Source organism: Streptomyces sp. NPDC127092 (assembly GCF_042722475.1).
GTDB lineage: Bacteria > Actinomycetota > Actinomycetes > Streptomycetales > Streptomycetaceae > Streptomyces.
On sequence record NZ_JBHXFE010000062.1, the window covers coordinates 13,022 to 37,437 of the forward strand.

The 24,416-nt window shown below is 73.6% G+C and carries 20 protein-coding genes; 10 read left to right on the top strand and 10 right to left on the bottom strand.

The window, feature by feature from the left end; translation table 11 throughout:
• Positions 1-2 precede the first annotated feature (2 nt).
• On the bottom strand, positions 3-983 hold the full coding sequence (locus ACFWJO_RS34585; RefSeq protein ID WP_384411448.1) for an alpha-ketoacid dehydrogenase subunit beta: 981 nt from the start codon (positions 981-983) through the stop codon (positions 3-5).
• A 2-nt stretch (positions 984-985) separates the two neighbouring features.
• Positions 986-2,164 carry a pyruvate dehydrogenase (acetyl-transferring) E1 component subunit alpha gene (gene pdhA / locus ACFWJO_RS34590; RefSeq protein ID WP_386871729.1) on the bottom strand — a complete coding sequence of 393 codons (1,179 nt, stop codon included), beginning with the start codon at positions 2,162-2,164 and terminating at the stop codon, positions 986-988.
• Positions 2,165-2,501: 337 nt separating this feature from the next.
• Here pdhA (ACFWJO_RS34590) and ACFWJO_RS34595 point away from each other — a divergent pair, with 337 nt between their 5' ends.
• From ACFWJO_RS34595 to ACFWJO_RS34605, 3 genes are all read left to right on the top strand, one after another.
• Positions 2,502-3,161 (top strand): response regulator, encoded by a 660-nt coding sequence (locus ACFWJO_RS34595; protein WP_386871731.1) that lies wholly within the window; start codon positions 2,502-2,504, stop codon positions 3,159-3,161.
• 102 nt (positions 3,162-3,263) lie between these two features.
• Positions 3,264-3,752 carry a pyridoxamine 5'-phosphate oxidase family protein gene (locus ACFWJO_RS34600; protein ID WP_386871733.1) on the top strand — a complete coding sequence of 163 codons (489 nt, stop codon included), beginning with the start codon at positions 3,264-3,266 and terminating at the stop codon, positions 3,750-3,752.
• 15 nt (positions 3,753-3,767) lie between these two features.
• Positions 3,768-4,799 (top strand): phosphotransferase, encoded by a 1,032-nt coding sequence (locus tag ACFWJO_RS34605; protein ID WP_386871735.1) that lies wholly within the window; start codon positions 3,768-3,770, stop codon positions 4,797-4,799.
• A gap of 3 nt (positions 4,800-4,802) precedes the next feature.
• Here ACFWJO_RS34605 and ACFWJO_RS34610 read toward each other — a convergent pair whose 3' ends face one another.
• Complete coding sequence (locus ACFWJO_RS34610; protein ID WP_386871737.1) at positions 4,803-6,497, bottom strand: protein kinase; 1,695 nt, start codon at positions 6,495-6,497, stop codon at positions 4,803-4,805.
• A gap of 277 nt (positions 6,498-6,774) precedes the next feature.
• On the opposite strand from ACFWJO_RS34610, the gene ACFWJO_RS34615 reads away from it, so the two are divergent.
• The 6 genes from ACFWJO_RS34615 (at position 6,775) to ACFWJO_RS34640 (ending at position 14,657) form a co-directional block, all read left to right on the top strand.
• On the top strand, positions 6,775-8,415 hold the full coding sequence (locus tag ACFWJO_RS34615) for a protein kinase (protein ID WP_386871738.1): 1,641 nt from the start codon (positions 6,775-6,777) through the stop codon (positions 8,413-8,415).
• A 190-nt stretch (positions 8,416-8,605) separates the two neighbouring features.
• Positions 8,606-9,394, top strand: a complete 789-nt coding sequence (locus tag ACFWJO_RS34620) for a hypothetical protein (RefSeq protein WP_386871740.1) — start codon at positions 8,606-8,608, stop codon at positions 9,392-9,394.
• A gap of 96 nt (positions 9,395-9,490) precedes the next feature.
• The gene (locus tag ACFWJO_RS34625; protein ID WP_386871741.1) at positions 9,491-10,159 is read left to right on the top strand and encodes a PadR family transcriptional regulator; all 669 of its coding nucleotides are present in this window, start codon (positions 9,491-9,493) and stop codon (positions 10,157-10,159) included.
• Between the two features lie 236 nt (positions 10,160-10,395).
• A complete protein-coding gene (locus ACFWJO_RS34630; protein ID WP_386871742.1) occupies positions 10,396-11,136 on the top strand; it encodes an ABC transporter ATP-binding protein in 741 nt (246 codons plus the stop codon).
• Positions 11,133-13,997 (top strand): ABC transporter permease, encoded by a 2,865-nt coding sequence (locus ACFWJO_RS34635; RefSeq protein ID WP_386871744.1) that lies wholly within the window; start codon positions 11,133-11,135, stop codon positions 13,995-13,997. The genes ACFWJO_RS34630 and ACFWJO_RS34635 overlap by 4 nt, the downstream gene beginning before the upstream one ends.
• A gap of 111 nt (positions 13,998-14,108) precedes the next feature.
• Positions 14,109-14,657 (top strand): bacterial proteasome activator family protein, encoded by a 549-nt coding sequence (locus ACFWJO_RS34640; RefSeq protein ID WP_384411429.1) that lies wholly within the window; start codon positions 14,109-14,111, stop codon positions 14,655-14,657.
• Between the two features lie 183 nt (positions 14,658-14,840).
• Here the strand turns inward: ACFWJO_RS34640 and ACFWJO_RS34645 are convergent, their stop codons facing one another.
• The 7 genes from ACFWJO_RS34645 to pdhA (ACFWJO_RS34675) form a co-directional block, all read right to left on the bottom strand.
• Entirely contained in the window at positions 14,841-15,821 is a 981-nt protein-coding gene (locus tag ACFWJO_RS34645; protein ID WP_386871746.1) for an NAD(P)H-quinone oxidoreductase, read from the bottom strand.
• Between the two features lie 72 nt (positions 15,822-15,893).
• Positions 15,894-16,979, bottom strand: a complete 1,086-nt coding sequence (locus ACFWJO_RS34650; protein ID WP_386871748.1) for a potassium channel family protein — start codon at positions 16,977-16,979, stop codon at positions 15,894-15,896.
• Positions 16,976-18,553 (bottom strand): molybdopterin molybdotransferase MoeA, encoded by a 1,578-nt coding sequence (locus ACFWJO_RS34655; RefSeq protein WP_386871750.1) that lies wholly within the window; start codon positions 18,551-18,553, stop codon positions 16,976-16,978. The genes ACFWJO_RS34650 and ACFWJO_RS34655 overlap by 4 nt, the downstream gene beginning before the upstream one ends.
• Entirely contained in the window at positions 18,550-19,707 is a 1,158-nt protein-coding gene (locus tag ACFWJO_RS34660) for a DUF6457 domain-containing protein (protein ID WP_386871752.1), read from the bottom strand. The genes ACFWJO_RS34655 and ACFWJO_RS34660 overlap by 4 nt, the downstream gene beginning before the upstream one ends.
• Positions 19,708-19,885: 178 nt before the next feature.
• Positions 19,886-21,247 carry a dihydrolipoamide acetyltransferase family protein gene (locus ACFWJO_RS34665; RefSeq protein WP_386871754.1) on the bottom strand — a complete coding sequence of 454 codons (1,362 nt, stop codon included), beginning with the start codon at positions 21,245-21,247 and terminating at the stop codon, positions 19,886-19,888.
• Positions 21,247-22,278, bottom strand: coding sequence for an alpha-ketoacid dehydrogenase subunit beta (locus ACFWJO_RS34670; protein ID WP_386871756.1), 1,032 nt, complete (start codon positions 22,276-22,278; stop codon positions 21,247-21,249). Before ACFWJO_RS34670 ends, ACFWJO_RS34665 begins: the two co-directional genes overlap by 1 nt.
• Positions 22,275-23,438 carry a pyruvate dehydrogenase (acetyl-transferring) E1 component subunit alpha gene (pdhA, locus tag ACFWJO_RS34675; RefSeq protein WP_386871758.1) on the bottom strand — a complete coding sequence of 388 codons (1,164 nt, stop codon included), beginning with the start codon at positions 23,436-23,438 and terminating at the stop codon, positions 22,275-22,277. Before pdhA (ACFWJO_RS34675) ends, ACFWJO_RS34670 begins: the two co-directional genes overlap by 4 nt.
• Before the next feature lie 178 nt (positions 23,439-23,616).
• On the opposite strand from pdhA (ACFWJO_RS34675), the gene ACFWJO_RS34680 reads away from it, so the two are divergent.
• Positions 23,617-24,255: an Lrp/AsnC family transcriptional regulator gene (locus ACFWJO_RS34680; protein ID WP_384411417.1), complete on the top strand. Its 639-nt coding sequence runs from the start codon at positions 23,617-23,619 to the stop codon at positions 24,253-24,255.
• The last annotated feature ends 161 nt before the right edge of the window (positions 24,256-24,416 follow it).

Consider the following 24,416-nt stretch of genomic DNA (forward strand, 5'->3'; position numbering starts at 1 on the left):
CCTCAGTACGCCAGCGAGCGGTCGACGGCGTCGAGCACGCGGTCCAGGCCCGGCAGGTACTCCTCCTCCAGGCGCGCCGGCGGGTACGGCGCGTGGTAACCGCCGACCCGCAGGACGGGGGCCTCGAGGTGGTAGAAGCAGCGCTCGGTGATCCGGGCGGCGATCTCCGCGCCGGAGCCGAAGAACACCGGCGCCTCGTGCACCACGACCAGGCGGCGGGTCTTCTCCACCGAGGCCTGGATGGTGTCGAAGTCGAGCGGCGAGATCGACCGCAGGTCCACGACCTCGATCGACTTGCCCTCGTCGGCGGCGGCCGCGGCCGCCTCCAGGCAGGTCTTCACCATCGGGCCGTACGCGACGAGCGTCAGGTCGGTGCCCTCGCGGGCGACCCGGGCCTTGTGCAGCTCGCCGGGGATGGCCTCGGTGTCGACCTCGCCCTTGTCCCAGTAGCGGCGCTTGGGCTCGAAGAAGATGACCGGGTCGTCGCTCTGGATGGCCTGCTGGAGCATCCAGTACGCGTCGGAGGAGTTCGCCGGGGTGACGACCTTGAGGCCGGCCACGTGCGCGAAGAGCGACTCGGGGGACTCGGAGTGGTGCTCGACCGCGCCGATGCCGCCGCCGTACGGGATGCGGATGACGACCGGCATCTTCACCGTGCCGAGCGAACGGGCCCGCATCTTCGCCAGCTGGGTGACGATCTGGTCGTACGCCGGGAAGACGAAGCCGTCGAACTGGATCTCCACGACCGGCCGGTAGCCGCGCAGCGCGAGGCCGATCGCGGTGCCGACGATGCCGGACTCGGCCAGCGGGGTGTCGACGACCCGGTCCTCGCCGAAGTCCTTCTGCAGACCGTCGGTGATCCGGAAGACACCGCCGAGCTTGCCGACGTCCAGGCCCATGATGACGACCTTGGGGTCGGTCTCCAGCGCCTTGCGCAGCGACTCGTTGAGCGCCTTCGCGAGGGGAAGCTTCTGAACTGCCATGATTACTCGCCCTCTCCGCCCTCGAAGGACGCCTGGTACGCGGCGAACTGCGCGCGCTCCTCGTCGACGAGCGCGTGCCCGTCGGCGTACGTGTGGTCGAAGATCGCCATGTGGTCCGGGACGGGCATGGCGCGGACGACCTCACGCACGTGCTTGCCGAGCGCCTCGCTCTCCGCCTCCAGCTCCTCGAAGAAGGCCGCGTCGGCGAGGCCCGCGTTCTCCATGTAGGTCCGCAGGCGCTGGATCGGGTCCTTGGCCTCCCACGCCTCGCGCTCCGCGTCGCGGCGGTAGCGGGTCGGGTCGTCGGAGGTGGTGTGCGCGGCCATGCGGTAGGTGAACGCCTCGATGAGGGTCGGACCCTCGCCGCGGCGGGCGCGCTCCAGGGCGGAGCGGGTCACGGCGAGACAGGCCAGGACGTCGTTGCCGTCGACGCGGACGCCGGGGAAGCCGAAGCCGCGGGCGCGCTGGTAGAGCGGGACGCGGGTCTGCTTCTCGATGGGCTCGGAGATGGCCCACTGGTTGTTCTGGCAGAAGAACACGACCGGGGCGTTGTAGACCGCGGAGAAGACGAACGACTCGTTGACGTCGCCCTGGCTGGAGGCGCCGTCGCCGAAGTACGCGAGCACGGCCGAGTCCGCGCCGTCCTTGGCGACGCCCATGGCGTAGCCGGTGGCGTGCAGGGTCTGCGAGCCGAGGACGATCGTGTACAGGTGGAAGTTGTTGCTGCTGGGGTCCCAGCCGCCGTTGTTCACCCCGCGGAACATGCCGAGCAGGTTGGTGGGGTCGACCCCGCGGCACCAGGCGACGCCGTGCTCGCGGTAGGTCGGGAAGACGTAGTCGTCGTCCCGAAGGGCGCGGCCGGAGCCGATCTGGGCGGCCTCCTGGCCGAGCAGCGAGGCCCACAGGCCCAGCTCGCCCTGCCGCTGCAGGGCGGTGGCCTCGGAGTCGAAGCGGCGGGTCAGGACCATGTCGCGGTACAGACCGCGCAGCTCCTCGGCGCTCAGGTCGATGTCGTACTCGGGGTGGTGGACGCGCTCACCCTCGGGCGTCAGCAGCTGAACGAGCTCGGGCTCGGCGCTCTGCGCGGCCGGTGCCTTCTTCGCGCTCGCGGCGCTGGTGGTGCGCTTGGCGCCGCTGCTGCGTCGCGTCGTCTTGCGCGCGGCAGTGCTCTCCACGGTCACGTGCGTGCTCCTCCGTCGGTCCAGCCTCCGGGTTCGCCTGAGGCCAGTGCGGCTCCGCCTTCTCCGTACCCTTCGCACGGGGTGGGTGCGACGCGGCCGGGGTCGGCGTGACAGGTGATCCGGCAAGCGTCGTCATAGGCACGTTACCCACAGTGCGGCATTCCTGCGAAACCCCACTTGACCTGCGATTTTGCTTGGATTTCCAAGTAAATCGAGAAAACGGGTATTCGCCGCTGGTCAGCGCATGGGACAGCGGCCCGACGTCCTCGTCGGAACACCCGGCACGTTATCCCGGCCACCCCGGGCGCGGGAAGAGCCAATATGTGAGACTGACTGCGTGCGCGAAGAAGGAAAAATCCGGGTATTTCTGCTGGACGACCACGAAGTCGTGCGGCGCGGCGTCCACGAGTTGCTGTCCGTGGAGGACGACATCGAGGTGGTCGGCGAGGCCGGTACGGCCGCGGACGCCCTGGTCAGGATCCCCGCGACCCGTCCCGACGTGGCCGTGCTCGACGTCCGGCTGCCCGACGGCAGCGGCGTGGAGGTGTGCCGCGAGGTCCGCTCGCAGGACGACTCGGTCAAGTGCCTGATGCTCACCTCGTACGCGGACGACGAGGCCCTCTTCGACGCGATCATGGCCGGCGCCTCGGGTTACGTCCTCAAGGCGATCCGCGGCAACGAGCTCCTGAACGCCGTCCGGGACGTCGCGGCCGGCAAGTCGCTGCTCGACCCGGTGGCCACCGCCCGGGTGCTGGAGCGGCTGCGGGACGGGAACAGCCCCAAGGGCGACGACCGGCTCGCCAGTCTCACCGAGCAGGAGCGCAGGATCCTCGATCTGATCGGCGAGGGCCTGACCAACCGGGCCATCGGCGAGCGCCTCCACCTCGCGGAGAAGACCATCAAGAACTACGTCTCCAGCCTGCTGTCGAAGCTGAACATGGAGCGGCGTTCCCAGGCCGCCGCGTACGTGGCGAGGATGCAGGCCGAGCGCCACTGACGGCGCGCGTACCCGTCCGGCCCGCATTCGGGACCTACGTCCCCGTGAACTGGGGCCGGGGCCCCTTTCCCGACACGGTGCCGGTGGCGGAGAGTGGAAGCCATGTCCACCGAGGAGAAACGCGCCATCGAGCTGCTGAACCGTGTGTCGTACGGGCGGCTGGCCACGAGCATGCGGGCGATGCCGTTCGTCGCCCCGGCCCGCCACATCGTGGCGGACGGCGACGTCCTGATCCGCATGCACCGCGGCCTCGGCTACCACCGGGCCTGCAACGGCAGCGTCGTCGCGTACGGGGCGGACAACCTCACCTCCGGGGCCGAGAACCTGTGGTCCGTCCAGTTCACCGGCACCGCGGCGATCGTCGAGCCGACCGAGGAACAGCTGGCGGCCTTCGGCCAGGCCCCCCGCTCGGTGGACGGCGAGGCCTTCGAGCCGGTCTACATGCGCATCGAGCCCCAGTTCGTCACCGTGCACACCCTCGACTACTCGTCCGACCAAGCCGAGCAGCCCGGACGGCCTGGACAGTCCGAGCAGCCCGAACGGGCCCCGGACGTGCACTCCTTGGAGCGACATCTCCACCACGTAGCGTGATCTAACATCTGCGGAGTGCCGCGCTCATCTGCACCTCCCCTGGTTCCACCGGTCGGCGCCCTGCTGCGCCGCTACACGGACGCGGGCGAGCCGCTCTCCTGCCAACCCGTGGCCCAGGGGCTGCTCAACCGTGGCTACCGGCTCGCCACCACCCGCGGCGCCTACTTCCTCAAGCAGCACCTGGACGCCCGCACCGCCGACCGGGACACCATCGTCCGCCAGCACCGGGCCACGCAGCGGCTGCACGCCCTCGGACTGCCCGTCGCCCCGCCGCTGCCCGACGCCACCGGCCGCACCGTCGCCGTCATCGGCGGCCACTGCTACGCGCTGCACCCCTGGATCGACGGCCGGCACCGCGACGGCGCCCAGCTCACCACCGCCGGCTCCCGCCGGCTCGGCACCCTCCTCGGGCACGTCCACACCTGCCTGGCCCGGGTCATGGAGTCACCACCGCCGGGCGGCGGCCCCGACACCGGCCACGAGAGCGCCCGCCCCGAGGACACCTTCCGGCTGATCGACGAGCTGCTCCGGCTGGTCCGCGCCCGCCGCCCGCGCGACGGCTTCGACGAGCTCGCCGAGCACCGGCTGCGGGAACGCCGGGTGCTGCTCGCCGCGCACGCCCACCGCCGCCCGCCGGCGGCCGCCCCGACCGGCTGGGTGCACGGCGACTTCCACCCCTTCAACCTGCTCTACCGGGGCGCCGAGCCCGCCGCGATCGTCGACTGGGACCGGCTCGGGGTCCGCCCGCGCGCCGAGGAGGCCGTACGGGCCGCCGCCATCTTCTTCGTACGTCCGGCGGGCGAGCTGGCCCTCGACAAGGTGCGGGCGTACGCGCGGGCCTACCGGCGCGCGGCCGGCGCCGACGGCGCCGAGCTGGCCGCGGCCGTCGACCGGGTGTGGTGGGAGCGGCTCAACGACTTCTGGACCCTGCGCTGGCGCTACCAGCGGCACGACCGCAGGGCCGACCCGCAGTTCCCCGCGGTGTCGGCCCTGGCCGTGTGGTGGACCCGTGAGTACGAGGCGGTGCGCGACGCGTTCACGGACTGAACGTCAGCCGGTGGTCCCGGTGGAGCTGCCGGTCGTCGTGCCCGTCGACGTGCCCGTCGAGGTGCCGGTGGACGTGCCGGAGGAGGTGCCCGTCGAGGTGCCCGAGCCGGAGGAGGTGCCGGTCGAGGTGCCACTGGACGTGCCCGTCGAGGTGCCGGTGGACGTGCCCTCGCTGGAGCCCTGGCTCGTGCCCTCCGTGCCGCCCTCGGTCGTGCCCTCGCTCGTCCCCGTACCGCCGTCCGTCGTGTCCGTCGGATCGGTCGACGGCTCGTTCGTGGGCGGCGGGGTCGTCGGCCGGTAGGTCGGCCGGTAGGTCGGCGGCGTCCACGAGCCGCCGTTGCCGCCGCTCGACGAGTCCGGTGACTGGCTCTGGGTCGACGGCTGCTCGGACGGGGTCGGCGACTGCTCCTTCGTGGAGGGCGAGTCGGTGACCGCCGGCGGCTTCGTGTCGCCGCCGCTCTTGTCGCCGGCCTTGTCGATGGCGTACGCGACGCCCGCGATGATCGCGATCAGCGCGAGCGCGACGAAGAGCAGCGCTTTTCCGCGCCCGCCCTTGCCGTTCTTGCCGTTGCCGCCGTGCGGGCCGTAGCCGTCCTGGCCGTAGCCGCCGTGACCGCCGTCGTAGCCGTATCCGCCGTCGTCCGGGTTCATCGGCGGCAGGATCGGGCCCTGCGCGGTGTCGTGGTGCATCGGGTGGCCCATGGCCGTCGTCGCGGCGACGCCGCCGACCGGCGTGTGCAGGCCGTCGTGCACCTCCACCGGGCCGGTGTTCCACACGCCGGTGTGGCCGCCCTGCTCCTGGAGCATCTGCAGCCCGTACTGGACGAGCCCCCGCATCTCCTCGGCGCTCTGGAACCGGTCGTCCGGGTCCTTCGCGAGCGAACGCATCACGAGGCCGTCCAGCTCCGGCGGCGCGCCGTGCGCGACCTCGGACGGCGGGACCGGGGCGTCCTGGACGTGCTGGTAGACCACCGACAACGGTGTCTCGCCGGTGAAGGGCGGCCTCAGGGCCAGCAGCTCGTACAGCAGGCAGCCCGTCGCGTACAGGTCCGAGCGGTGATCGACGGCCTTGCCGAGCGCCTGTTCGGGGGAGAGGTACTGCGGCGTGCCCATGACCATGCCGGTCTGCGTCATGGTCGACTGCGCGCCGTGCAGGGCGCGCGCGATGCCGAAGTCCATGACCTTGACGGCGCCGGTGTGCGTGATGATGACGTTCGCCGGCTTGATGTCGCGGTGCACGATGCCGTGCTGGTGCGAGTAGGCGAGCGCCTCCAGGACGCCGGAGACGATGATGAGGGCCTGCTCGGGGCCCGGTGCCTCGGCGCTGATCAGCAGGTCGCGGATGGTGCGGCCCTCGACCAGCTCCATCACGATGTACGGCACCGACCGGCCGCCGACCACGTCCTCGCCCGAGTCGTAGACCGCCACGATCGCGTGGTGGTTGAGGCCCGCGACGGACTGCGCCTCGCGCGTGAAGCGGGCCTTGGAGACCGGGTCCTCCGCCAGGTCGGGGCGCAGCAGCTTCACGGCGACGGTGCGCCCGAGGCGCACGTCCTCGGCCGCGAACACCTCGGCCATGCCGCCGCGGCCCAGACGGTGCGTCAGCCGGTAGCGTCCGTCGCCGACGACTCCGCCGATGCCCCAGGACTCGGCGGACGCGTCCGGCACACCGCCACCAGCTTCGGATTCGGGTGCCATCAGTCCTCGCCGTCGTCTCTCGTGCCGTGTCCGGTCGTCACGCTACAGGCTCCGTACGACATCACGGTCCGCGATGGACCGGCAGGGAACTCCGTGCACGTACACCTGTGCAAATTCCGTGGCATTCCTGTCACGCTTCCGGGACATCCGCTGTGCAGAGGGTCACGGATCGGGCACCGAACGGGTGCGCCGCTTGACGTGTCACTGCCCTCGGGCAGACTTGGCCGGGAATATTCCGGATCAGCGCCGCCACGCGCGCGTATGGGGGAAGCACGAGATGAGCCAGGACGGCGCACAGGGCCGCTATGCGGGCGGTTCGGTAGCGGGCGGCCGGTACCAGCTGCGCGACCTGCTCGGCGAGGGCGGCATGGCGTCCGTCTACCTTGCGTACGACAGCGCGCTGGACCGCCAGGTCGCCATCAAGACGCTGCACACCGAGCTCGGCCGCGAACAGTCCTTCCGCGAACGCTTCCGCCGCGAGGCGCAGGCCGTCGCGAAGCTGTCGCACACCAACATCGTCTCGGTCTTCGACACGGGCGAGGACGACCTCGACGGCTCCGTCATGCCGTACATCGTCATGGAGTACGTGGAGGGCCAGCCGCTCGGCTCGGTGCTCGCCGCGGACGTGCAGCAGTACGGCGCGATGCCGGCCGACAAGGCGCTGAAGGTCACCGCCGACGTGCTCGCCGCCCTGGAGACCAGCCACGAGATGGGCCTGGTCCACCGGGACATCAAGCCGGGCAACGTGATGATGACCAAGCGCGGCGTGGTCAAGGTCATGGACTTCGGCATCGCCCGCGCCATGCAGTCCGGCGTCACCTCGATGACCCAGACCGGCATGGTCGTCGGCACGCCGCAGTACCTCTCCCCCGAGCAGGCCCTGGGCCGCGGCGTCGACGCCCGCTCCGACCTGTACTCGGTCGGCATCATGCTGTTCCAGCTGCTCACGGGCCGGCTGCCGTTCGACGCGGACTCGCCGCTCGCCATCGCCTACGCGCACGTTCAGGAGGAGCCGGTCGCGCCCTCCTCGGTGAACCGCTCGGTGACGCCGGCGATGGACGCGCTGGTCGCCCGCGCGCTGAAGAAGAACCCGAACGAGCGTTTCCCGAGCGCCGCCGCGATGCGCGACGAGTGCCTGCGGGTGCTCTCCGCCGGCCAGACCGGCGCTCCGATGATCGTCGCGGGCGGCCCGGTCAACAGCGGCTCGGGCGTCGGTTCGGCGGTCTTCCCGCCGGTCGGCCAGACCCCGCCGCCGAACACGCACGGCGTGCAGACGCCGTACCAGCCGATGCCGCACACCCCGCAGCCCGGGCCGTACGGGCCGCCGACGCCGGCCCCCGCGCCCTCGTACGGCTACCCGCAGCAGGCCCCGACCCCGGCCCCGGCCTACCAGACGCCGGCGCCCGCCCCGACGCCCGCGCCCGGCCCGTACACCGTGCAGTCGCACGTGGGTACGGCCGGCGGCGGCAGCGGGAGCCGGAACAAGATCGCCATCGGCGCGATCGCCCTCGTCCTGGTCGCCGGTGCGATCACGGGCATCTCGCTGATGAACCGCGACTCGGAGAACAACGCCGGCGGCGGCGGGGCCGACCCCAGCCAGAGCGCCAGCAACGCCCCTGGTCACAAGGGTCCTGACTACTCGAAGACCATCGACCCGAAGAAGTGCACGGATCCGCGCGAGTCGTCCAGCGACCCGGCCAAGTTCGAGGTCCCGGACTTCACGTACAAGAACATCAAGTCCGTGAAGGACTGCCTCCAGGCCGCCGGCTGGAAGGTCAAGACGGAGTCGTCGGTCGACGAGGCGACGTACGGCCAGGGCACGGTGATCACCCAGTACCCGCCCGCCGGCCAGGACATCGGCGAGGAAGACGCCGAGTTCAACTTCCAGGTGTCCACGGGCAACCCGCCGCAGCAGTAGCCGACACGCCGGCCGCCGTTCCGGGCGGGCCCGGCTCGGGGCAGGTCCCGGGCAGGCCCGGCTCGGGGCGGCCCGCCGCAGGTGGGGCGGGGTTCCGCCACGGGCGGACCCGCCCGGAATGCCGGTTTTCTCCCGTCATGTGACGCTGAGTTGAACGACTCGGCGGCTCGGTACGGGAGGGGGTCACCCGGTGACTCCAGAACCACGTCCTCGTGCGCGGGCGCACGCGCCCGGCCTCGCCTGCCGGCTGGTGACGGGCCTGACCTGCGCCATGACGGCCGCGGCGCTCCCCGCACCGGCCGCGTACGCGGCGGAGGCGCCGCCTGTCGCCACACGCAGCGCCTCCGCTCCCGCCCCCTCGCCACCCTCGGCACCCTCGAAGCACGCCGGACCCGCGGTGTCCGACGCGCCCGCGCGGCCGGCGCCGCCCGCCGCCACGGCCGACCCGCGCCCGCGGCCCTCGGCGAGCGGTTCCGCCCGCCCCTCCGCCACCGTCTCCCCCGCACCCGCGCCGAGCGGCTCCGCCGTGCCCTCCGGCTCCGTGTCGCCGCCCGAGCCCTCCGAGCCGGCCGTGCCCCGCGACCCGGCGTCCTTCGCGGGGCGCCCGGCGGGCGAGGGGCGGCAGCGGCCCGGGCGGCCCGCAGCCCCGTCCGCCCCGTCCGAGTCACCCGGTTCACCCCACTCGTCCGGGTCGCCGACCTCGCCCTCGACGGGCCCGGCCGACCCCGCTCGTACCAAAACGGCAACAGAAGAGGAGCCGGAGGCCGAGGCCGGCGAGGCCGTCGGCGTCGTCCCGGGGACGGACGCCCCGGCTGCGGACTCCACGCACGAGGGCGTCCCCGCCGCGGCGCCGCGGACCGGCGCGGAAGCCGCCACGGACCTCTCCGACCGGCGCGTTCCCGTGCTGACGCTGGGCGTGGGGCTCGCGCTGATGGGGCTCGGCATCGGCTTCCTCGGGGTGCGGATGCGACGCCGCTGAGCCGTCCGGGAGCACCCGGGTCCGCCTTGGGACGGACCCCCGAGGTCCGTCGGAAGGTGCTTGTGACCGCCGACTTACTCGGTATACATACTCGGTATGTCGATCCGTCACGGGCTTCTCGCCCTCCTCGAACGCGGCCCGCGCTACGGCTCGCAGCTCCGTACCGAGTTCGAGTCCCGCACCGGTGCCACCTGGCCGCTCAACGTGGGCCAGGTCTACACGACCCTCAACCGCCTCGAACGGGACGGGATGGTCGTCCAGGACGGCGAGGACGAGGCCGGCCACGCGCTGTACGCGATCACCGAGAGCGGTCGCGCCGAGCTGCTCAGCTGGTTCGAGAACCCCGTCGACCGCACCAGCCCCGCCCGTGACGAGCTGGCCATCAAGCTCGCCATGGCCGTCGGCGCGTCCGGCGTCGACATCCGTGACGTCATCCAGTCGCAGCGCCGCCACACGGTGAAGGCCATGCAGGACTACACCCGGCTCAAGGCCCAGGCGATCACCGCCGTCGAGAAGGCGGTCGCGGACCCCGGGGCACAGGAGCGCGACGACGTCGCATGGCTGCTCGTGCTCGAGCAGCTGATCTTCCAGACCGAGGCGGAGGCGCGCTGGCTCGACCACTGCGAGGCCCGGCTGATCCGCCTCTCGGCGGCGGCCGCCGCCTCCCGGGCTGCCGCTCCGGCGCCGACGGGGCGCACCGCGTCGCCGACGGGGAGCACCCCACCGGTCACCTCGCGCGCCGGCAGCACCACGCGCTCGTCCTGACCGGACACCCGCCCGGATCCCCAGCGGATCCGGACCGGACCCGGACCCACATCCAGCCCCAGACACACCTTCAGACCCAGACCCAGACCCACACCCAGATCCACACCCAGACCCAGACCCAGATCCACACCCAGATCGACACCAAGACCCAGACCCAGGTCCAGACCGTACGTCCGGCGCCGTCAGCGGCCGTTCCGCACACGGCCGTTCGCCCGCGTACGCCCGAGGGGGATTCCATGACCACCGCACAGCAGCAGCCCGTGCTGCGCCTGCAGAACCTGACCCGCGTCCACGGCTCGGGCGCCACCGAGGTCCACGCCCTGCGCGGCATCGACCTCGACGTCCACCCCGGTGAACTCGTCGCCGTCATGGGCCCGTCGGGCTCCGGCAAGTCGACCCTGCTCACCATCGCCGGCGGCCTCGACAGCCCCACCTCCGGCCGGGTGATCGTGGAGGACACGGACATCACCGCCGCGAGCCCCAAGCAGCTCGCCGCGCTGCGCCGCCGCAGCATCGGGTACGTCTTCCAGGACTACAACCTCATCCCGGCGCTCACCGCGGCCGAGAACGTGGCCCTGCCCCGCGAACTGGACGGCGTCTCCGCCCGCAAGGCCCGCGCCGAGGCCCTCGCCGCCCTCGCCGAGATGGACCTCGGACACCTCGCCGAGCGCTTCCCCGACGAGATGTCCGGCGGTCAGCAGCAGCGCGTGGCCATCGCCCGCGCGCTGGTCGGCGACCGTCGGCTGGTCCTCGCCGACGAGCCGACCGGCGCCCTCGACTCCGAGACCGGCGAGTCCGTGCTCGCCCTGCTGCGCTCCCGCTGCGACGCCGGCGCCGCCGGCGTGCTGGTCACCCACGAACCGCGGTTCGCCGCCTGGGCCGACCGCGTCGTGTTCCTGCGGGACGGCGCCGTCGTCGACCAGACCGTACGCAGCGAGGCCGACTCGCTCCTGACCGGCCGGGCGGCGCAGCGGTGACGACCTGGTTCCACTCCTGGCGGGCCGCGGTCCGCATCGCCCGCCGTGACGCCTGGCGCTCCAAGGGCCGCAGTTTCCTCGTCCTCGCCATGATCGCCCTGCCGATCCTCGGCGTGAGCGCCTTCGACCTGACGTTCCGCAGTTCCGAACTCACCGCCGAGCAGCAGCTGGAGCGGTCCATGGGCGCCGCCGACGCCCGCTTCTCCGACGGCCACGTCGAGGGCGTCCCGCTGCTCCAGGACCCCAAGGGTGAGCAGAGCACGCCCGTCGAGGACTACGACGGCGCCAACAAGCCCTGGCCGAGCGGGCCGACGGACGTCACCAAGGCCATACCGGCCGGTGCCACGGTCCTCACCGACAGCCGCGGCACCGCCAAACTGACCACCACCCACGGTCTGCTGCAGACCGAGGTCCGTGAGCTGAAGGCCGCCGACCCGGTCGCCCGCGGCATCATGCGGCTCATCGACGGCCGCTTCCCGGAGAAGAGCGACGAGGTCGCCGCGACCACCGCCTTCCTGAAGAACAGCGGCCTCTCGGTCGGTTCCACGCTCACCGCCCGCGGCTTCGACCGCGAGTACCGGATCACCGGCGCGTACGAGCTGCCCAGCGACCTCAAGGTCGAGCAGGTCAACGCCCTGCCGGGCGCGTTCCTCGCGCCGTACGGCAGCGCCGTCGAGAAGTCCGGCATCCCGAAGCCCGACACCGACACCGTGTACCTGGTGCGGAAGTCCGGTGGTTTCACGTGGAACACCGTGCAGCAGATCAACACCAAGGGTGTCGTCGTCGTCTCGCGCGCCGTGGTCCTCGACCCGCCCGCCGACTCCGAGGTCCCGCTGTTCCAGAAGGACGGCTGGGGCTCCTACGAGACCAGCACGGCCGCCGACGCCGCCGCGCTCGCCGCGGTCGGCACCGTGGTGGGCCTCGCGATGCTGGAGATCACCCTGCTCGCCGGTCCCGCGTTCGCGGTCGGCGCCCGCCGCTCCCGCCGCCAGCTCGGCCTGGTCGGCGCCAACGGCGGCGCCCGCAGCCACATCCGCGCCATCGTGCTCAGCGGCGGTCTCGTCATCGGTGTCGCCGCGGCCGTCGTCGGCACGGTCCTCGCGCTGGTCCTCACCTTCGCGCTCCGGCCGCTCCTCGAGGAGTACATGGGCCAGCGGTTCGGCGGCTTCACCGTGCGGCCGCTGGAGCTCCTCGGCATCGCCGCGATCGCCGTCCTGACCGGTCTGCTCTCCGCGATCGTCCCGGCCGTCACCGCCTCGCGGACCACCGTGCTCGCCTCGCTCACCGGCCGCCGCGGTGTGCGCCGCTCCAGCCGCGTGCTGCCGGTCGTCGGCCTCGTCGCCGTCGGCATCGGCGCCGCGATCGCCCTCTACGGCTCGGTCGTCACCGACCAGTTCGTCATCGTGGCCGGCGGCTCCGCCATCGCCGAGCTGGGCGTGGTCGCCCTGACCCCGGCGCTGGTCGGCCTGTTCGGGCGGGGTGGCCGCTGGCTGCCGCTCTCGCCGCGCCTCGCCCTGCGCGACGCGGTGCGCAACCGGGGCCGTACGGCGCCCGCCGTCGCCGCCGTCCTGGCCGCCGTCGCGGGCACCGTCGCCGTCTCCACGTACGCCGCGAGCGCCGACGCCGGGGACCGGCAGGAGTACCAGCCGAGGCTGCCGTACGGCGCCGTCGCCGCCATCGTCACCGAGGAGGGCGGCCGCGACGCCCCCGCCGTCCGCGAGGCCGTGCAGCGCACCTTCCCCGTCGACGTGCGCGCCGACGTGTCCCGGATCTCCGTGGGCAGGCAGGGCTGCGACACCTACGGCGGCGGCAAGGGCTGCGGCCGCTTCGAGATCGTCGTCCCCAAGGCGAACGAGTGCCCCCTGTGGTCCGCCACGGAGGACGGCTCCGACCCCTCGCAGCGGTTCACCAAGGAGCAGCGCCGCAAGCTCCAGCAGGAGGACTGGCGCTGCCAGGCGATGAAGGGCGAGGGCGTCTACGTCGAGGGCAACATGCTCGTCGCCGACGCCGCCGTCCTGAAGGTCCTCGGCATCACCGACCCGGGCGCCGCCAAGGCCCTCGCCGAGGGGAAGCTCGTCAGCTTCTCCAAGCCGCAGATCGACCGGAACGGCACCGTCGGCATCCGGCTGATCACCGACCAGGAGGCCTACGACAAGGCCGCCCAGGAGAACAAGCCGCTGCCCGGCGAGATCAAGGCCTTCCCCGCCTACCTCGTGCCCGGCTCGCCGCTCTCGTACGGCGTGCAGAGCATCCTCAGCCCCGCCGCCGCCAAGGCCGCGGGACTGACCACGGTGCCCATGGGCGCGTACTTCACCACCGACCGCCTGCCGAGCACCGAGCAGCGGCAGAAGCTCGACGCCGAGATCGCCAAGCTGGGCTCCAGCGTCGACCTGACGCTGGAGGAGGGCTACGTCAGCAAGAACAGCATCGTGCTGCTCGCGCTGACCGTCTTCGCCGGCCTGGTCACCATCGGCGCCGCCGGCATCGCCACCGGGCTCGCCCAGGCCGACGCCGAGGCCGACCTGAAGACCCTGTCCGCCGTCGGCGCCCCGCCCCGGGTGCGCCGTACCCTCAGCGGCTTCCAGTGCGGAGTCGTCGCGGCGATGGGCGTGGTCCTCGGCTCCGCCGCGGGCGTCCTGCCCGCCATCGGGCTCAGGCTCACCGAGGAGCGCGAGAAGATGGGCTTCTACCAGCGGGCCTTGGACGAGGGCTGGGGCGACCTGCGGCCCCCGGTCGTGCCGATCGTCGTCCCGTGGGAGACGCTCGCCGCCCTGCTGGTGGCCGTACCGCTCGGCGCCGCCCTGCTGGCGGCCCTGGTGACCCGCTCCCGCGGGGCGCTGGCCCGCCGCGCCGCGCACTGAGCGTCCGCGGGACCGACCGGCCGTTGCCGGCTCGTGCCCCCGGAGGAGGGTGGATCACCGTCCTCCGGGGGCACACCGTGTGGTGAGGCATACGTGCGAGAGAATGGCGGCATGGAGATGCCGAGGAATGAAAGGTCGCCGGAGAGCCCCCAGGTCCTCATCGTGGGCCAGGACGGGATGGCGCTCGGCGGCACGGGTGACGACGAATCCCGCGAGGTCCCGGTGACGGAAATGGTCGAACAGCCTGCGAAGGTCATGCGCATCGGCAGCATGATCAAGCAGCTGCTTGAAGAGGTCAGGGCGGCGCCTCTCGACGAGGCCAGCCGTGTTCGGCTCAAGGAGATCCACGCCAGCTCGGTGAAGGAGCTGGAGGACGGGCTGGCCCCGGAGCTGGTGGAGGAACTCGAGCGGCTGTCCCTGCCGTTCACCGACGAGGCCATTCCCTCCGAGGCGGAACTGCGCATCGCGCAGGCCCAGTTGGTGGGCTGGCTCGAAGGCCTCTTCCACGGCATCCAGACGGCGCTGTTCGCCCAGCAGATGGCGGCCCGGGCCCAGTTGGAGCAGATGCGCCGCGCGCTGCCGCCCGGCGCGTCGCACGACGATGACGACGACCACGGGCCGCAGCGCGGCCGCGCGGTCGGCTCGGGGCCGTACCTGTAGGCAGCCGGCGACCTCGCCTTCCGCGAGACGCCCGGGGCCCGGAACACCGTGAACGACGGTGCGCCGGGCCCCTCGTACGTCGGGGGACGGGCTGTCCGGGAACGGCCTGGGATATGGCGCCGGGTACGGAGCTGGTGACTGCCCTGGTTACGGAGCTGGTTACGGCGCAGGTGACCGAGCTGGTTACGGCGCCAGCAGGAGCACCTTGCCGACGTGGCTGCTCGCCTCGACGGCCCGATGGGCCTCCGCGGCGTCCGTCATCGGGAGGGTGCGGTCCACGACCGGGGTGACGGTGCCCGCGGCGATCAGCGGCCACACGTGCTCGCGGACGGCGGCGACCACCGCCGCCTTCTCGGCCGGCGGGCGCGAACGCAGTGTCGTCGCGAGGACGGCGGCGCGCTTGGCCATCAGCGCGGCAAGGTTGAGCTCGCCCTTGACGCCGCCCTGGAGGCCGATGACGACCAGCCGGCCGCTGACGGCGAGGGCCTTGACGTTCCGCTCCAGGTACTTGGCGCCGACGATGTCGAGGATGACGTCCGCGCCGGCCCCGTCGGTCGCCTTGCGCAGCTCCTCGACGAAGTCCTGCTCGCGGTAGTCGATGAGGATGTCCGCGCCCAACTCGGCGCAGCGGGCCAGCTTCTCGGGGCTGCCCGCGGTGACCGCGACGCGCGCGCCGACCGCCTTGGCGAGCTGGATCGCCATGGTGCCGATGCCGCTCGCCCCGCCGTGCACCAGGAGCGTCTCGCCCGGCCGCAGATGGGCGAGCATGAAGACGTTCGACCAGACCGTGCAGGCCACCTCGGGCAGCGCGGCGGCCGTCACCAGGTCCATGCCCTCCGGCTTCGGCAGCAACTGCCCCATGGGCACGGCGACTTTCTCGGCGTATCCGCCGCCGACGAGCAGCGCGCACACCTCGTCGCCGACGGACCAGCCGGAGACCCCGGGGCCGAGCGCGACGATCCGGCCCGCGCACTCGAGACCGGGGTACGGCGAGCTGCCCGGCGGCGGGTCGTAGAAGCCCTGGCGCTGGAGCAGATCGGCACGGTTGACGGCGCTCGCCACCACCTCGACGAGCACTTCGCCCTCGGCGGGGACGGGATCGGGCACCTCGGCCCAGACCAGCGCCTCGGGCCCGCCGGGTTCCGGAATCGTGATCGCATGCATGCCGGCGAGGCTACTCCCGGAGGCGGCCGGGTCCCGGTCCGGCCGTGCCCCTGACCGCCGTGGCCTCGCGACTCAGTCCTCCGCGGGAGTGGTGAGCGGGGTGACCGCCGCGGCGCGCACGATGGTGATCACGCGGTCGGTCAGCTGGAGCGGGCTGGCGGCGGGGTCGTCGTAACCCAGCAGACGGTGTCCGCGCAGCACGCTCACCACCAGGTCGTCGGTCTCCCGCACGCTGCGCCCGGCCTCGGCCTTGGTCACCGGGCGTTCGACGAGGTCGAGGCCGGTGCCCTGCTGGATGAGGTCCTCCATCACCGTGCCGGCGCTGGGGCTGAGAACCGAGAGACCGAGCAGCCGGCCGGCGGCACTGGCGCTGGTGATCACGGCGTCGGCACCGGACTGGCGCAGCAGCGGCGCGTTCTCCTCCTCGCGGACGGCGGCGACGATCTTGGCGCCCCGGTTGAGCTGACGGGCCGTGAGGGTGACGAGCACCGCGGTGTCGTCGCGCTGGGTGGCGACGACGATCTGACGGGCCCTCTGCACCTCGGCGCGGAGCAGGACGTCGCTGCGGGTCGCGTCGCCGAGGACGCCGACGAAACCGTCCGCGTTGGCCGCCTCGATCACCTTGCTCGACGGGTCGACGATGACGATGTGGTCCTTGCGCAGCCCGGTCGCGCACAGCGTCTGGATCGCCGAGCGCCCCTTGGTGCCGAATCCGACGACGACGGTGTGCTCACGCAAGGTGGCCCTCCAGCGGTTCAGCCGGAACTCCTCCCGGGTCCGTTCCGTGAGGACCTCGAGAGTCGTGCCGACCAGGATGATCAGAAACAGCACGCGCAGCGGCGTGACCAGCAGGATGTTCGCGAGCCGCGCCGAGTCGCCGTACGGGACGATGTCGCCGTAGCCCGTGGTGGAGAGGGTGACGGTCGCGTAGTAGACGCAGTCGAGGAAGTCGACCGTCTCGTCGGCGTTGTCGTGGTAGCCCTCGCGGTCGGCGTAGACGATGAGGACGGTGATGACGAGGACTCCCAGCGCCATGAGGAGCCGTTTGCCCACCTGCCGGAGCGGTCTCTCGACCACCCGGCGCGGCAGCCGCACGCGGGGGCCCGACACCCGCTCGTCGGCCTGACGCGCCATCGCGTCCCGGCTGGGAAGTTTCACGTGAAACACGCCCCTTCGTCCGCGTCGGGTCCGGCACCGGCCGGCCAGGGGAGGTCCAGGACCTCCAGCAGCTGCCCGGCGGCGGCACCGCCGGGCGGGACCACGGCCATGCCGTCGGCGGCGGCGATGCCCCGGAGCATGGCGGGCCCGTGGTAGCGCAGCGGCACGGCCTCGCCGTCGCGCCGCACGACGGGCACGAGCCGGGTGTCGTACGGATGCCCCTGGATCTCCTCACGAACCTCCACGCGGTACGGGCCGGGGGTCGTGGAAGAGCCCGCGGAGGGGAACGAGGCCGGGGCCGTGGACCGGGCGGGGGCCGAAGAGGAAGCGGGGGCCGAGGAGGAGGCGGGGGCCGAGGACGGGCCTGGAGCCGCCTGCAGGGTGGCGCGTCCGGCGAGGGCGCGGAGCAGCGGCTCGGCGAGCGTCAGCAGTCCGGAGACGGCGGCGAGCGGGTTGCCGGGCAGGCCCACGAGGTGCCGGGCGGGACGGCGGGCGCCGCCCGGGCCCGGGAGCTCGGCGAGCAGCATGGGGTGGCCGGGCCGGACCTTCACGCCGTCGACCAGCAGGACGGCACCGGCCTTGGCGAGCACCGGATGCACGTGGTCGACGGGACCGGCCGCGGTGCCGCCGGTGGTGACCACGAGCTCGGCCTCGGAGCCGGTGACGGCCGCGTACAGCTCCTCGGCGTCGTCGCCGATCCGGCGGGTGCCGAGCACGTCGGCGCCGAGCGCCCGCAGCCAGGGGGCGAGCATGGGCCCGAGGGCGTCGCGGATCAGGCCCTCGTGGGGGAGCCCGGCGGTGAGCAGCTCGTCGCCGAGGACCAGGACCTCGACGCGGGGGCGGGGGTGCACGGTCAGCTCGTCGTAGCCCGCCGCGGCGGCGAGCCCGAGGACGGCGGGGCTCACGGCGCTCCCGGCGGGCAGCAGCCGGTCGCCGGAGCGGCACTCCTGGCCCCGTGGCCGGATGTCCTGGCCGTGCGTGACCACGCGCAGGGCGTGCAGCTGCCCGGCCGGGTCGGTACGGGCGTGCTCGCTGCGGACGACGGCGGTGGCCCCGGCCGGTACCCGGGCGCCGGTGGCGATCCGTACGGCGTCGCCGTCGGCGAGTTCGGTGGCGCCGGCGTGCCCGGCGAGGACGGCGCCCTCGGGGTCGGTCCGCCAGGGGCCGGGGCCGGCGACGGCCCAGCCGTCCATGGCGGAGGTGTCGAAGGAGGGCAGGTCGGTGAGCGCGTGCAGCGGCTCGGCCAGGATGCGGCCGAGTGCCTGCCCGAGCGGCACCCGCGCGGGCGGCCGTGCCGCCGCCGCCCGCGCCCCGGCCCTCGCGGCCACGGCCCGGGCCTCGGGCCAGTCCGTGGCCCGGTGCGGCTCGGGACGCGGTACGGAGCCGGGCGCGGGGGCAGGTGTGGGGGCCGGCCCGCCGGGTGAGGAACCGGGTGAGGAATCGGTTCGGCGGCGTCCGACGAGGGCGAGGGCGTCCTCCACGCCGTCGTCGTCCCCGCCGGCGTCCTCCACGCCCCTGTCGTGCGCGCCGATGTCGTCCACGCCGTCGTCGGGCACCCGCTCCTTCATGGTCATCCGGCCTCGTCCTGCTCCGCGGCCCAGCGCTGGGCGAGCGCGGCGGCCTTGCGGGTGGCCTCGGCGACGGCTTCCCGGCCTCCGCCGGCCCCGGCGGCGCTCGCCGCCGCGTACCCGACGAGGAAGGTGGTCAGCGGCGCGGCGGGGCGTGCGACGCCGTGCGCGGCGTCGCGGGCCAGGTCGAGCAGCAGGCCCGTGTCGACGTCCAGGTCGATGCCCAGTTCGTCCTTGACTGCGGTGATCCATTCATCCAGCACGTTCCCATGCTCCCTGATCCGCGCCCGGGCGGTGGCGATGTCCTCCCAGGTGTCGCAGTCGAAGGACGCCGAGCCCTCCGCGGCGACCCGCTCGACCCGCAGCCCGCCGACGACCTTCCGCAGGGGAAGCCCGCCCAGCTCGGGCCCGGCTCGCTCCAGCTCGCGCCGCAACGCCTCCACCCGGTACACCGCCACCAACGGCTGCTCCCGGCCTTCCCCGTCCACCATCACAGCGCCCTCAGTGCCCGGCGCCCCTTCCAGCACCCGCACGAGCCGCCGAGCGGCCCCCACCCCGAAGAACGGCAGATCGGCGGAAAGCACGAGCACGAAGGGCAGGGCGGAGCGGGAGGCCTCAGTTGGGCGGGAGGGCGCGGCGGGGCCGGAGGCCGGGGCAGAACCCGGCGCTGGGGCGGGGCCGGAGGTCGCGGCTGGGCCGGAGGCCGGGGCAGAGCCCGAGGCCGGAGCCGAGGCAGGGCCGGAGGGTGCGGCGGGGCCGGTGCCCTGGACGGCAGAGGCTTCGGCCGAGGCGGCGGGCCCGGCGTCCGAGGCGCCGCGGGCAGAAGGCTCGGCAGGACCCGACGCGCCGTGGGTGAGGGGGCCGGCAGGCCCGGGCGTCGCCGCGCCCGGGGCTTCGGCCGGTGGCTCGGCCAGGCGGCGCAGGCCCGCGTCGAGGGCGGCGACGGGGCCGCCGCCGGGCGGGTCCTCACGTGCCCACTCGACGGGGTGGGCCGTCGCGCGGGGCTCGGCGACGACCACGACGCGGCCGGCGTCGCGGCAGGCCGCGAGGACCCGGTCGAGCAGGGGGCGTCCCCCGACCCGTACCCCGGGCTTGTCGGCCCCGCCGAGACGCCTGGCGGCGCCCCCGGCGAGCACGATGGCGTCGTACGCGGTCGTCATCCCAGCAGTATGGTCCGCGCCCGGGCCGACCGGATGACCGGCCCGGCACAGCCCGGCGCGCCGGGAACGCGTCCGGGACCCGGCGTGGGGTTGGGTCCCGGACAGGGCCGCCGGGCACCGTCGGGGCCCCGTGCCCCGGCCGGTGTCCTTCCCGGCGGAGTCGTACGCCGCGAACCGGTCAGAGCGTGCGGAGCAGCACCGCCGGGTTCTCGACGCAGTCGGCGACGTAGCGGAGGAAGCCACCGGCCGTCCCGCCGTCGCACACCCGGTGGTCGAAGGTGAGCGAGAGCTGCACCACCTGACGCACCGCCAGCTCCCCGGCGTGCACCCACGGCTTGGGCACGATCCGGCCGACGCCGAGCATGGCCGCTTCGGGGTGGTTGATGATCGGCGTGGAGCCGTCGACCCCGAACACCCCGTAGTTGTTCAGCGTGAACGTGCCGCCGGTCAGGTCCGCCGGAGTCAGCGTGCCCTGCCGCGCCGACTCGGTGAGCCGGGCGAACTCGGCGGTCAGCGACTCGGCGGTGCGACCGCCGGCGTCCCGGACCACGGGAACGACCAGACCGCGCTCGGTCTGGGCCGCGAACCCGAGGTGCACGTCGGGCAGCCGGACGATCTCCCGCGCGGCCGTGTCGACCGTGGAGTTGAGCTCCGGGAAGCGGGCCAGGGCATGGGTGCATATCCGGGCGAGCAGCGCGAGCACGGAGATCTTCGGGCCGCCCGCCGCGTTCATCGCCGCCCGCGCGGCCATGAGTTCGGTCGCGTCGGCGTCGACCCAGCAGGTCGCGTCGGGGATCTCGGTGCGGCTGCGCGACAGCTTGTCGGCGACGGCACCGCGCACTCCGCGCAGCGGGACGCGCTCACCCACGGCGGCGGAGGCGGCCGGCGCGACGCGCGCCGGCGTCGGGGCCACGGCCGGGGCGGCGACCGTAGCGGCCCGGTCGCGGACGGCGAGGGCCGTCTCCACGTCGGCCCGCAGGATCAGGCCGTCGGGGCCGGAGCCACGGACCTGCCGCAGGTCGAGTCCGCCGTCGCGGGCGAGCTTGCGCACCAGCGGCGAGATGACGGGCACCGGCCCCGCCGGGGCCTCGGGCTCCACGAGGGCCGCGGGCGCGGCGGTCACGGGGGCCGCGGGCGTCTGGTGCCGGACCCGGCGGCGCCGGGCGGCGGGCCCGGCGGTGCCGTAGCCGACGAGGACGTTGCCGGAGTACTCCGAGGACTCGGCGTCCTTGGCGGCCGCGGCCCGCGGGGCCTTCGCGGCCTCGGCTGCCGGCGCCGCGCCCCCGTCCGGCGCACCGCCCACGGCGACCGTCAGCAGCGGCGCGCCGACGGGGAGTTCCGTGCCCTCCTCGCCGAAGCGGGCGGTGACCACGCCTCCGTACGGGCAGGGCACCTCCACCATCGCCTTGGCCGTCTCGACCTCGACGACGGGCTGGTCGATGACGACGACGTCGCCGACGTCGACGAGCCAGCGCACGATCTCCGCCTCGGTGAGACCCTCGCCGAGGTCGGGCAGCTTGAATTCGAGCACCTGGGCCATCAGCGCCCCGCCTCCCACTGGAGCCGGGCGACGGCGTCGAGGACCCGGTCGACGCCCGGCAGGTGGTGCCGCTCCAGCATCGGCGGCGGGTAGGGGATGTCGAAGCCCGCGACGCGCAGCACCGGTGCCTCCAGATGGTGGAAGCAGCGCTCGGTGACGCGGGCGGCGATCTCGCCGCCGGGGCCGCCGAAGCCGGCGGACTCGTGCACCACGACGGCCCGGCCGGTGCGGCGCACGGACGCGCACACGGTCTCGTCGTCGAAGGGCACGAGGGAGCGCAGGTCGACGACCTCCAGGTCCCAGCCCTCGGCCGTGGCGGCCTCGGCGGCCTCCATGCAGACCGGCAGGGAGGGGCCGTAGGTGATGAGGGTGGCGCTGGTGCCGCGGCGGCGGACGACCGCCTTGCCGATCGGCTCGACGGCCGTGGGCGCCTCGGGCGACCAGTCGGACTTCGACCAGTAGAGCCGCTTGGGCTCCAGGAAGACGACCGGGTCGTCGGAGGCGATGGCGGCGCGCAGCAGGCCGTAGGCGTCCTCGACGGTCGCCGGGGTGACCACGTGGAGGCCGGGCGTCGCCATGTAGTACGCCTCGGAGGAGTCGCTGTGGTGCTCGACGCCGCCGATTCCGCCGCCGTACGGCACGCGGACGACGATCGGCATCGGCATCGTGCCGCGGGTGCGGTTGCGCATGCGGGAGACATGGCTGATGAGCTGCTCGAACGCCGGGTAGGCGAAGGCGTCGAACTGCATCTCGACGACCGGCCGCAGCCCGTACATCGCCATGCCGACGGCCGTGCCGAGGATGCCCGCCTCGGCCAGCGGCGTGTCGGTGCAGCGGTCCTCGCCGAACTCCTTGGCGAGGCCGTCGGTCACCCGGAAGACACCGCCGAGCGTGCCGACGTCCTCTCCCATGACGTGGACGGTGGGGTCCTCGGCCATCGCGTCGCGCATGGCCCGCTGCAGCGCCTGTGCCATGGTGGCGGGCTTGGCCGCCGCCTTCGCGGCCGGCCTGGCAGTCGCGTGGGTGGTCATCCCGCCTCGCTCTCGGCGTCGAGCTCGGCCCGCAGCTGCGCCGCCTGCTCGCGCAGCTGCGCGGTCTTCTCGGCGTAGACGTGGGCGAACAGGTCCATGGGGTCGAGCACGGGGTCGGCGTTCATCCGCTCGCGCAGCCGCGCCGCCATCGTCTCGGCCTCCTCGGCCGCCGCGCGGCGGCCGTCCTCGTCGAGCAGGCCGCGCTCGGTGAGCTCGCGCTCCATGAGGAGGATCGGGTCGTGGGCCCGCCAGGTCTCGACCTCGCTGTCGCCGCGGTAGCGGGTGGCGTCGTCGGCGTTGGTGTGGGCGTCGATCCGGTAGGTGACGGCCTCGATGAGGGTGGGCCCGCCGCCGCGCCGGGCGCGGGTGACGGCCTCGGTGAGCACGGTGTGGACGGCGACGGCGTCGTTCCCGTCGACGAGCCGGCCGGGCATCCCGTAGCCGACGGCCTTGTGGGCCAGGGACGGGGCGGCGGTCTGCTTGGCGAGCGGCACGGAGATCGCGAAGCCGTTGTTCTGCACGAGGAAGACCACGGGGGCCTGCCAGACGGCGGCGAAGTTCAGCGCCTCGTGGAAGTCGCCCTCGCTGGTGCCGCCGTCGCCGACCATGGCGAGCGCGACCACGTCGTCGCCCTTGAGGCGGGCGGCGTGGGCGAGGCCCACCGCGTGCGGCAGCTGCGTGGCGAGCGGGGTGCTGAGCGGCGCTATGCGGTGCTCGTGCGGGTCGTAGCCGGTGTGCCAGTCGCCGCGCAGCAGGGTGAGGGCCTGGACGGGGTCGAGGCCCCGGGCGACGGCGGCGAGGGTGTCGCGGTACGAGGGGAAGAGCCAGTCCCGCTCCTCCAGGGCCAGCGCCGCGGCGACCTCACAGGCCTCCTGGCCGGTCGTGGAGGGGTAGACGGCGAGCCGTCCCTGCTTGGTGAGCGCCGTCGCCTGCGCGTTGTACCGACGGCCGCGGACGAGCTCCCGGTAGAGGCGGAGCAGCAGCTCGGGGTCCGCGTCGGCCACCGCGTCCGTGCCGAGCACGCGCAGCGGCTCGGCGTCCGGCAGCAGCGGGGCGGGGTCGGTGCGCGGCCGCCAGGCCGGGGGCGGGGTGGGCCGGTAGGCGCCGACGGCGCCGGGGGGCTCTTGGACTGTCGAACTGCGCTGTTGCAACGAGTCCACCTCCTCGTGGGAGCGGGCATAAGACCCGAAGGCGGGTGGCGCGGAATGTGGCGCGCCTCACCTACCGATTGTTCGGTCGTGGAGGCATTTTGGCTACAGGCACCTCCAGCCTGTGGACAAACGGTTCTCCACAGCCTGGGATGGATGCAGGTCGTCCACGAGAGAGAGGCGGGGGGACATGGCGGATGAACAAATGGCCGACGTCGACGAGCACACGGACGACGCGCCCCTGAACGCGCCCCCCGGCGCCGCCCCCGCGGCCGGGACGGCGCCCGCCCCGGCGGGGCCGTGGGGAAGCCCGTCGGGCCCGTCGGCGGGAGCGCCGACCGGCCCTGCCATGGTCCCCCCGATGCCGCCGGCCCGCCCGCTGGACGCCGTCGACCGGGACATCCTGCGGCTGCTCCAGGCCGACGGTCGTGCCTCGGTCCGCTCGGTGGCCGAGCGGGTCCACGTCTCCCGCGCCAACGCGTACGCGCGGATCAACCGGCTCATCGACGACGGCGTGATCCGCGGCTTCGGCGCCCGGGTCAACCACGAGCGGGCGGGGCACGGCGCCTCGGCCTACATCACCCTCAAGATCGTCCAGAACTCGTGGCGCACCGTGCGCGAACAGCTCCAGGCCCTGCCGGGCGCCGCGCACATAGCCCTGGTCAGTGGCGACTTCGACGTCCTGCTGCTGGTGCACACCCCGGACAACCGGACGCTGCGCGAGCTGGTGCTGACCCGGCTCCAGTCCATCCCGGAGGTGCTGTCGACCCGCACCCTGCTGGTCTTCGAGGAGACCGACCTGGACCCGTACCCGGACCGCGGGGACTGAACGACCGCGGGGACCGAGCGGAAACGCGTCGGGGGGAGTGGAGGGGGAAAAAAAAAAAGGGGGACAAGGGGAGCCCCCCACGGCCCCCCGCCCCGCTGCCCTACACCCTCCCCACAAACGGCAACACAACCCCCCCCCCCCCCCCCCCCCCCCCCCCCACG

What these genes read in the sequence shown, in the direction of transcription:
- ACFWJO_RS34585 (WP_384411448.1), bottom strand. Translation starts at nt 983, where the DNA reads ATGGCAGTTCAGAAGCTTCCCCTCGCGAAGGCGCTCAACGAGTCGCTG.
- ACFWJO_RS34600 (WP_386871733.1), top strand. Translation starts at nt 3,264, where the DNA reads ATGTCCACCGAGGAGAAACGCGCCATCGAGCTGCTGAACCGTGTGTCG.
- ACFWJO_RS34610 (WP_386871737.1), bottom strand. Translation starts at nt 6,497, where the DNA reads ATGGCACCCGAATCCGAAGCTGGTGGCGGTGTGCCGGACGCGTCCGCC.
- ACFWJO_RS34615 (WP_386871738.1), top strand. Translation starts at nt 6,775, where the DNA reads ATGAGCCAGGACGGCGCACAGGGCCGCTATGCGGGCGGTTCGGTAGCG.
- ACFWJO_RS34625 (WP_386871741.1), top strand. Translation starts at nt 9,491, where the DNA reads ATGTCGATCCGTCACGGGCTTCTCGCCCTCCTCGAACGCGGCCCGCGC.
- ACFWJO_RS34630 (WP_386871742.1), top strand. Translation starts at nt 10,396, where the DNA reads ATGACCACCGCACAGCAGCAGCCCGTGCTGCGCCTGCAGAACCTGACC.
- ACFWJO_RS34640 (WP_384411429.1), top strand. Translation starts at nt 14,109, where the DNA reads ATGGAGATGCCGAGGAATGAAAGGTCGCCGGAGAGCCCCCAGGTCCTC.
- ACFWJO_RS34645 (WP_386871746.1), bottom strand. Translation starts at nt 15,821, where the DNA reads ATGCATGCGATCACGATTCCGGAACCCGGCGGGCCCGAGGCGCTGGTC.
- ACFWJO_RS34655 (WP_386871750.1), bottom strand. Translation starts at nt 18,553, where the DNA reads ATGACCATGAAGGAGCGGGTGCCCGACGACGGCGTGGACGACATCGGC.
- ACFWJO_RS34660 (WP_386871752.1), bottom strand. Translation starts at nt 19,707, where the DNA reads ATGACGACCGCGTACGACGCCATCGTGCTCGCCGGGGGCGCCGCCAGG.
- ACFWJO_RS34665 (WP_386871754.1), bottom strand. Translation starts at nt 21,247, where the DNA reads ATGGCCCAGGTGCTCGAATTCAAGCTGCCCGACCTCGGCGAGGGTCTC.
- ACFWJO_RS34670 (WP_386871756.1), bottom strand. Translation starts at nt 22,278, where the DNA reads ATGACCACCCACGCGACTGCCAGGCCGGCCGCGAAGGCGGCGGCCAAG.
- ACFWJO_RS34680 (WP_384411417.1), top strand. Translation starts at nt 23,617, where the DNA reads ATGGCGGATGAACAAATGGCCGACGTCGACGAGCACACGGACGACGCG.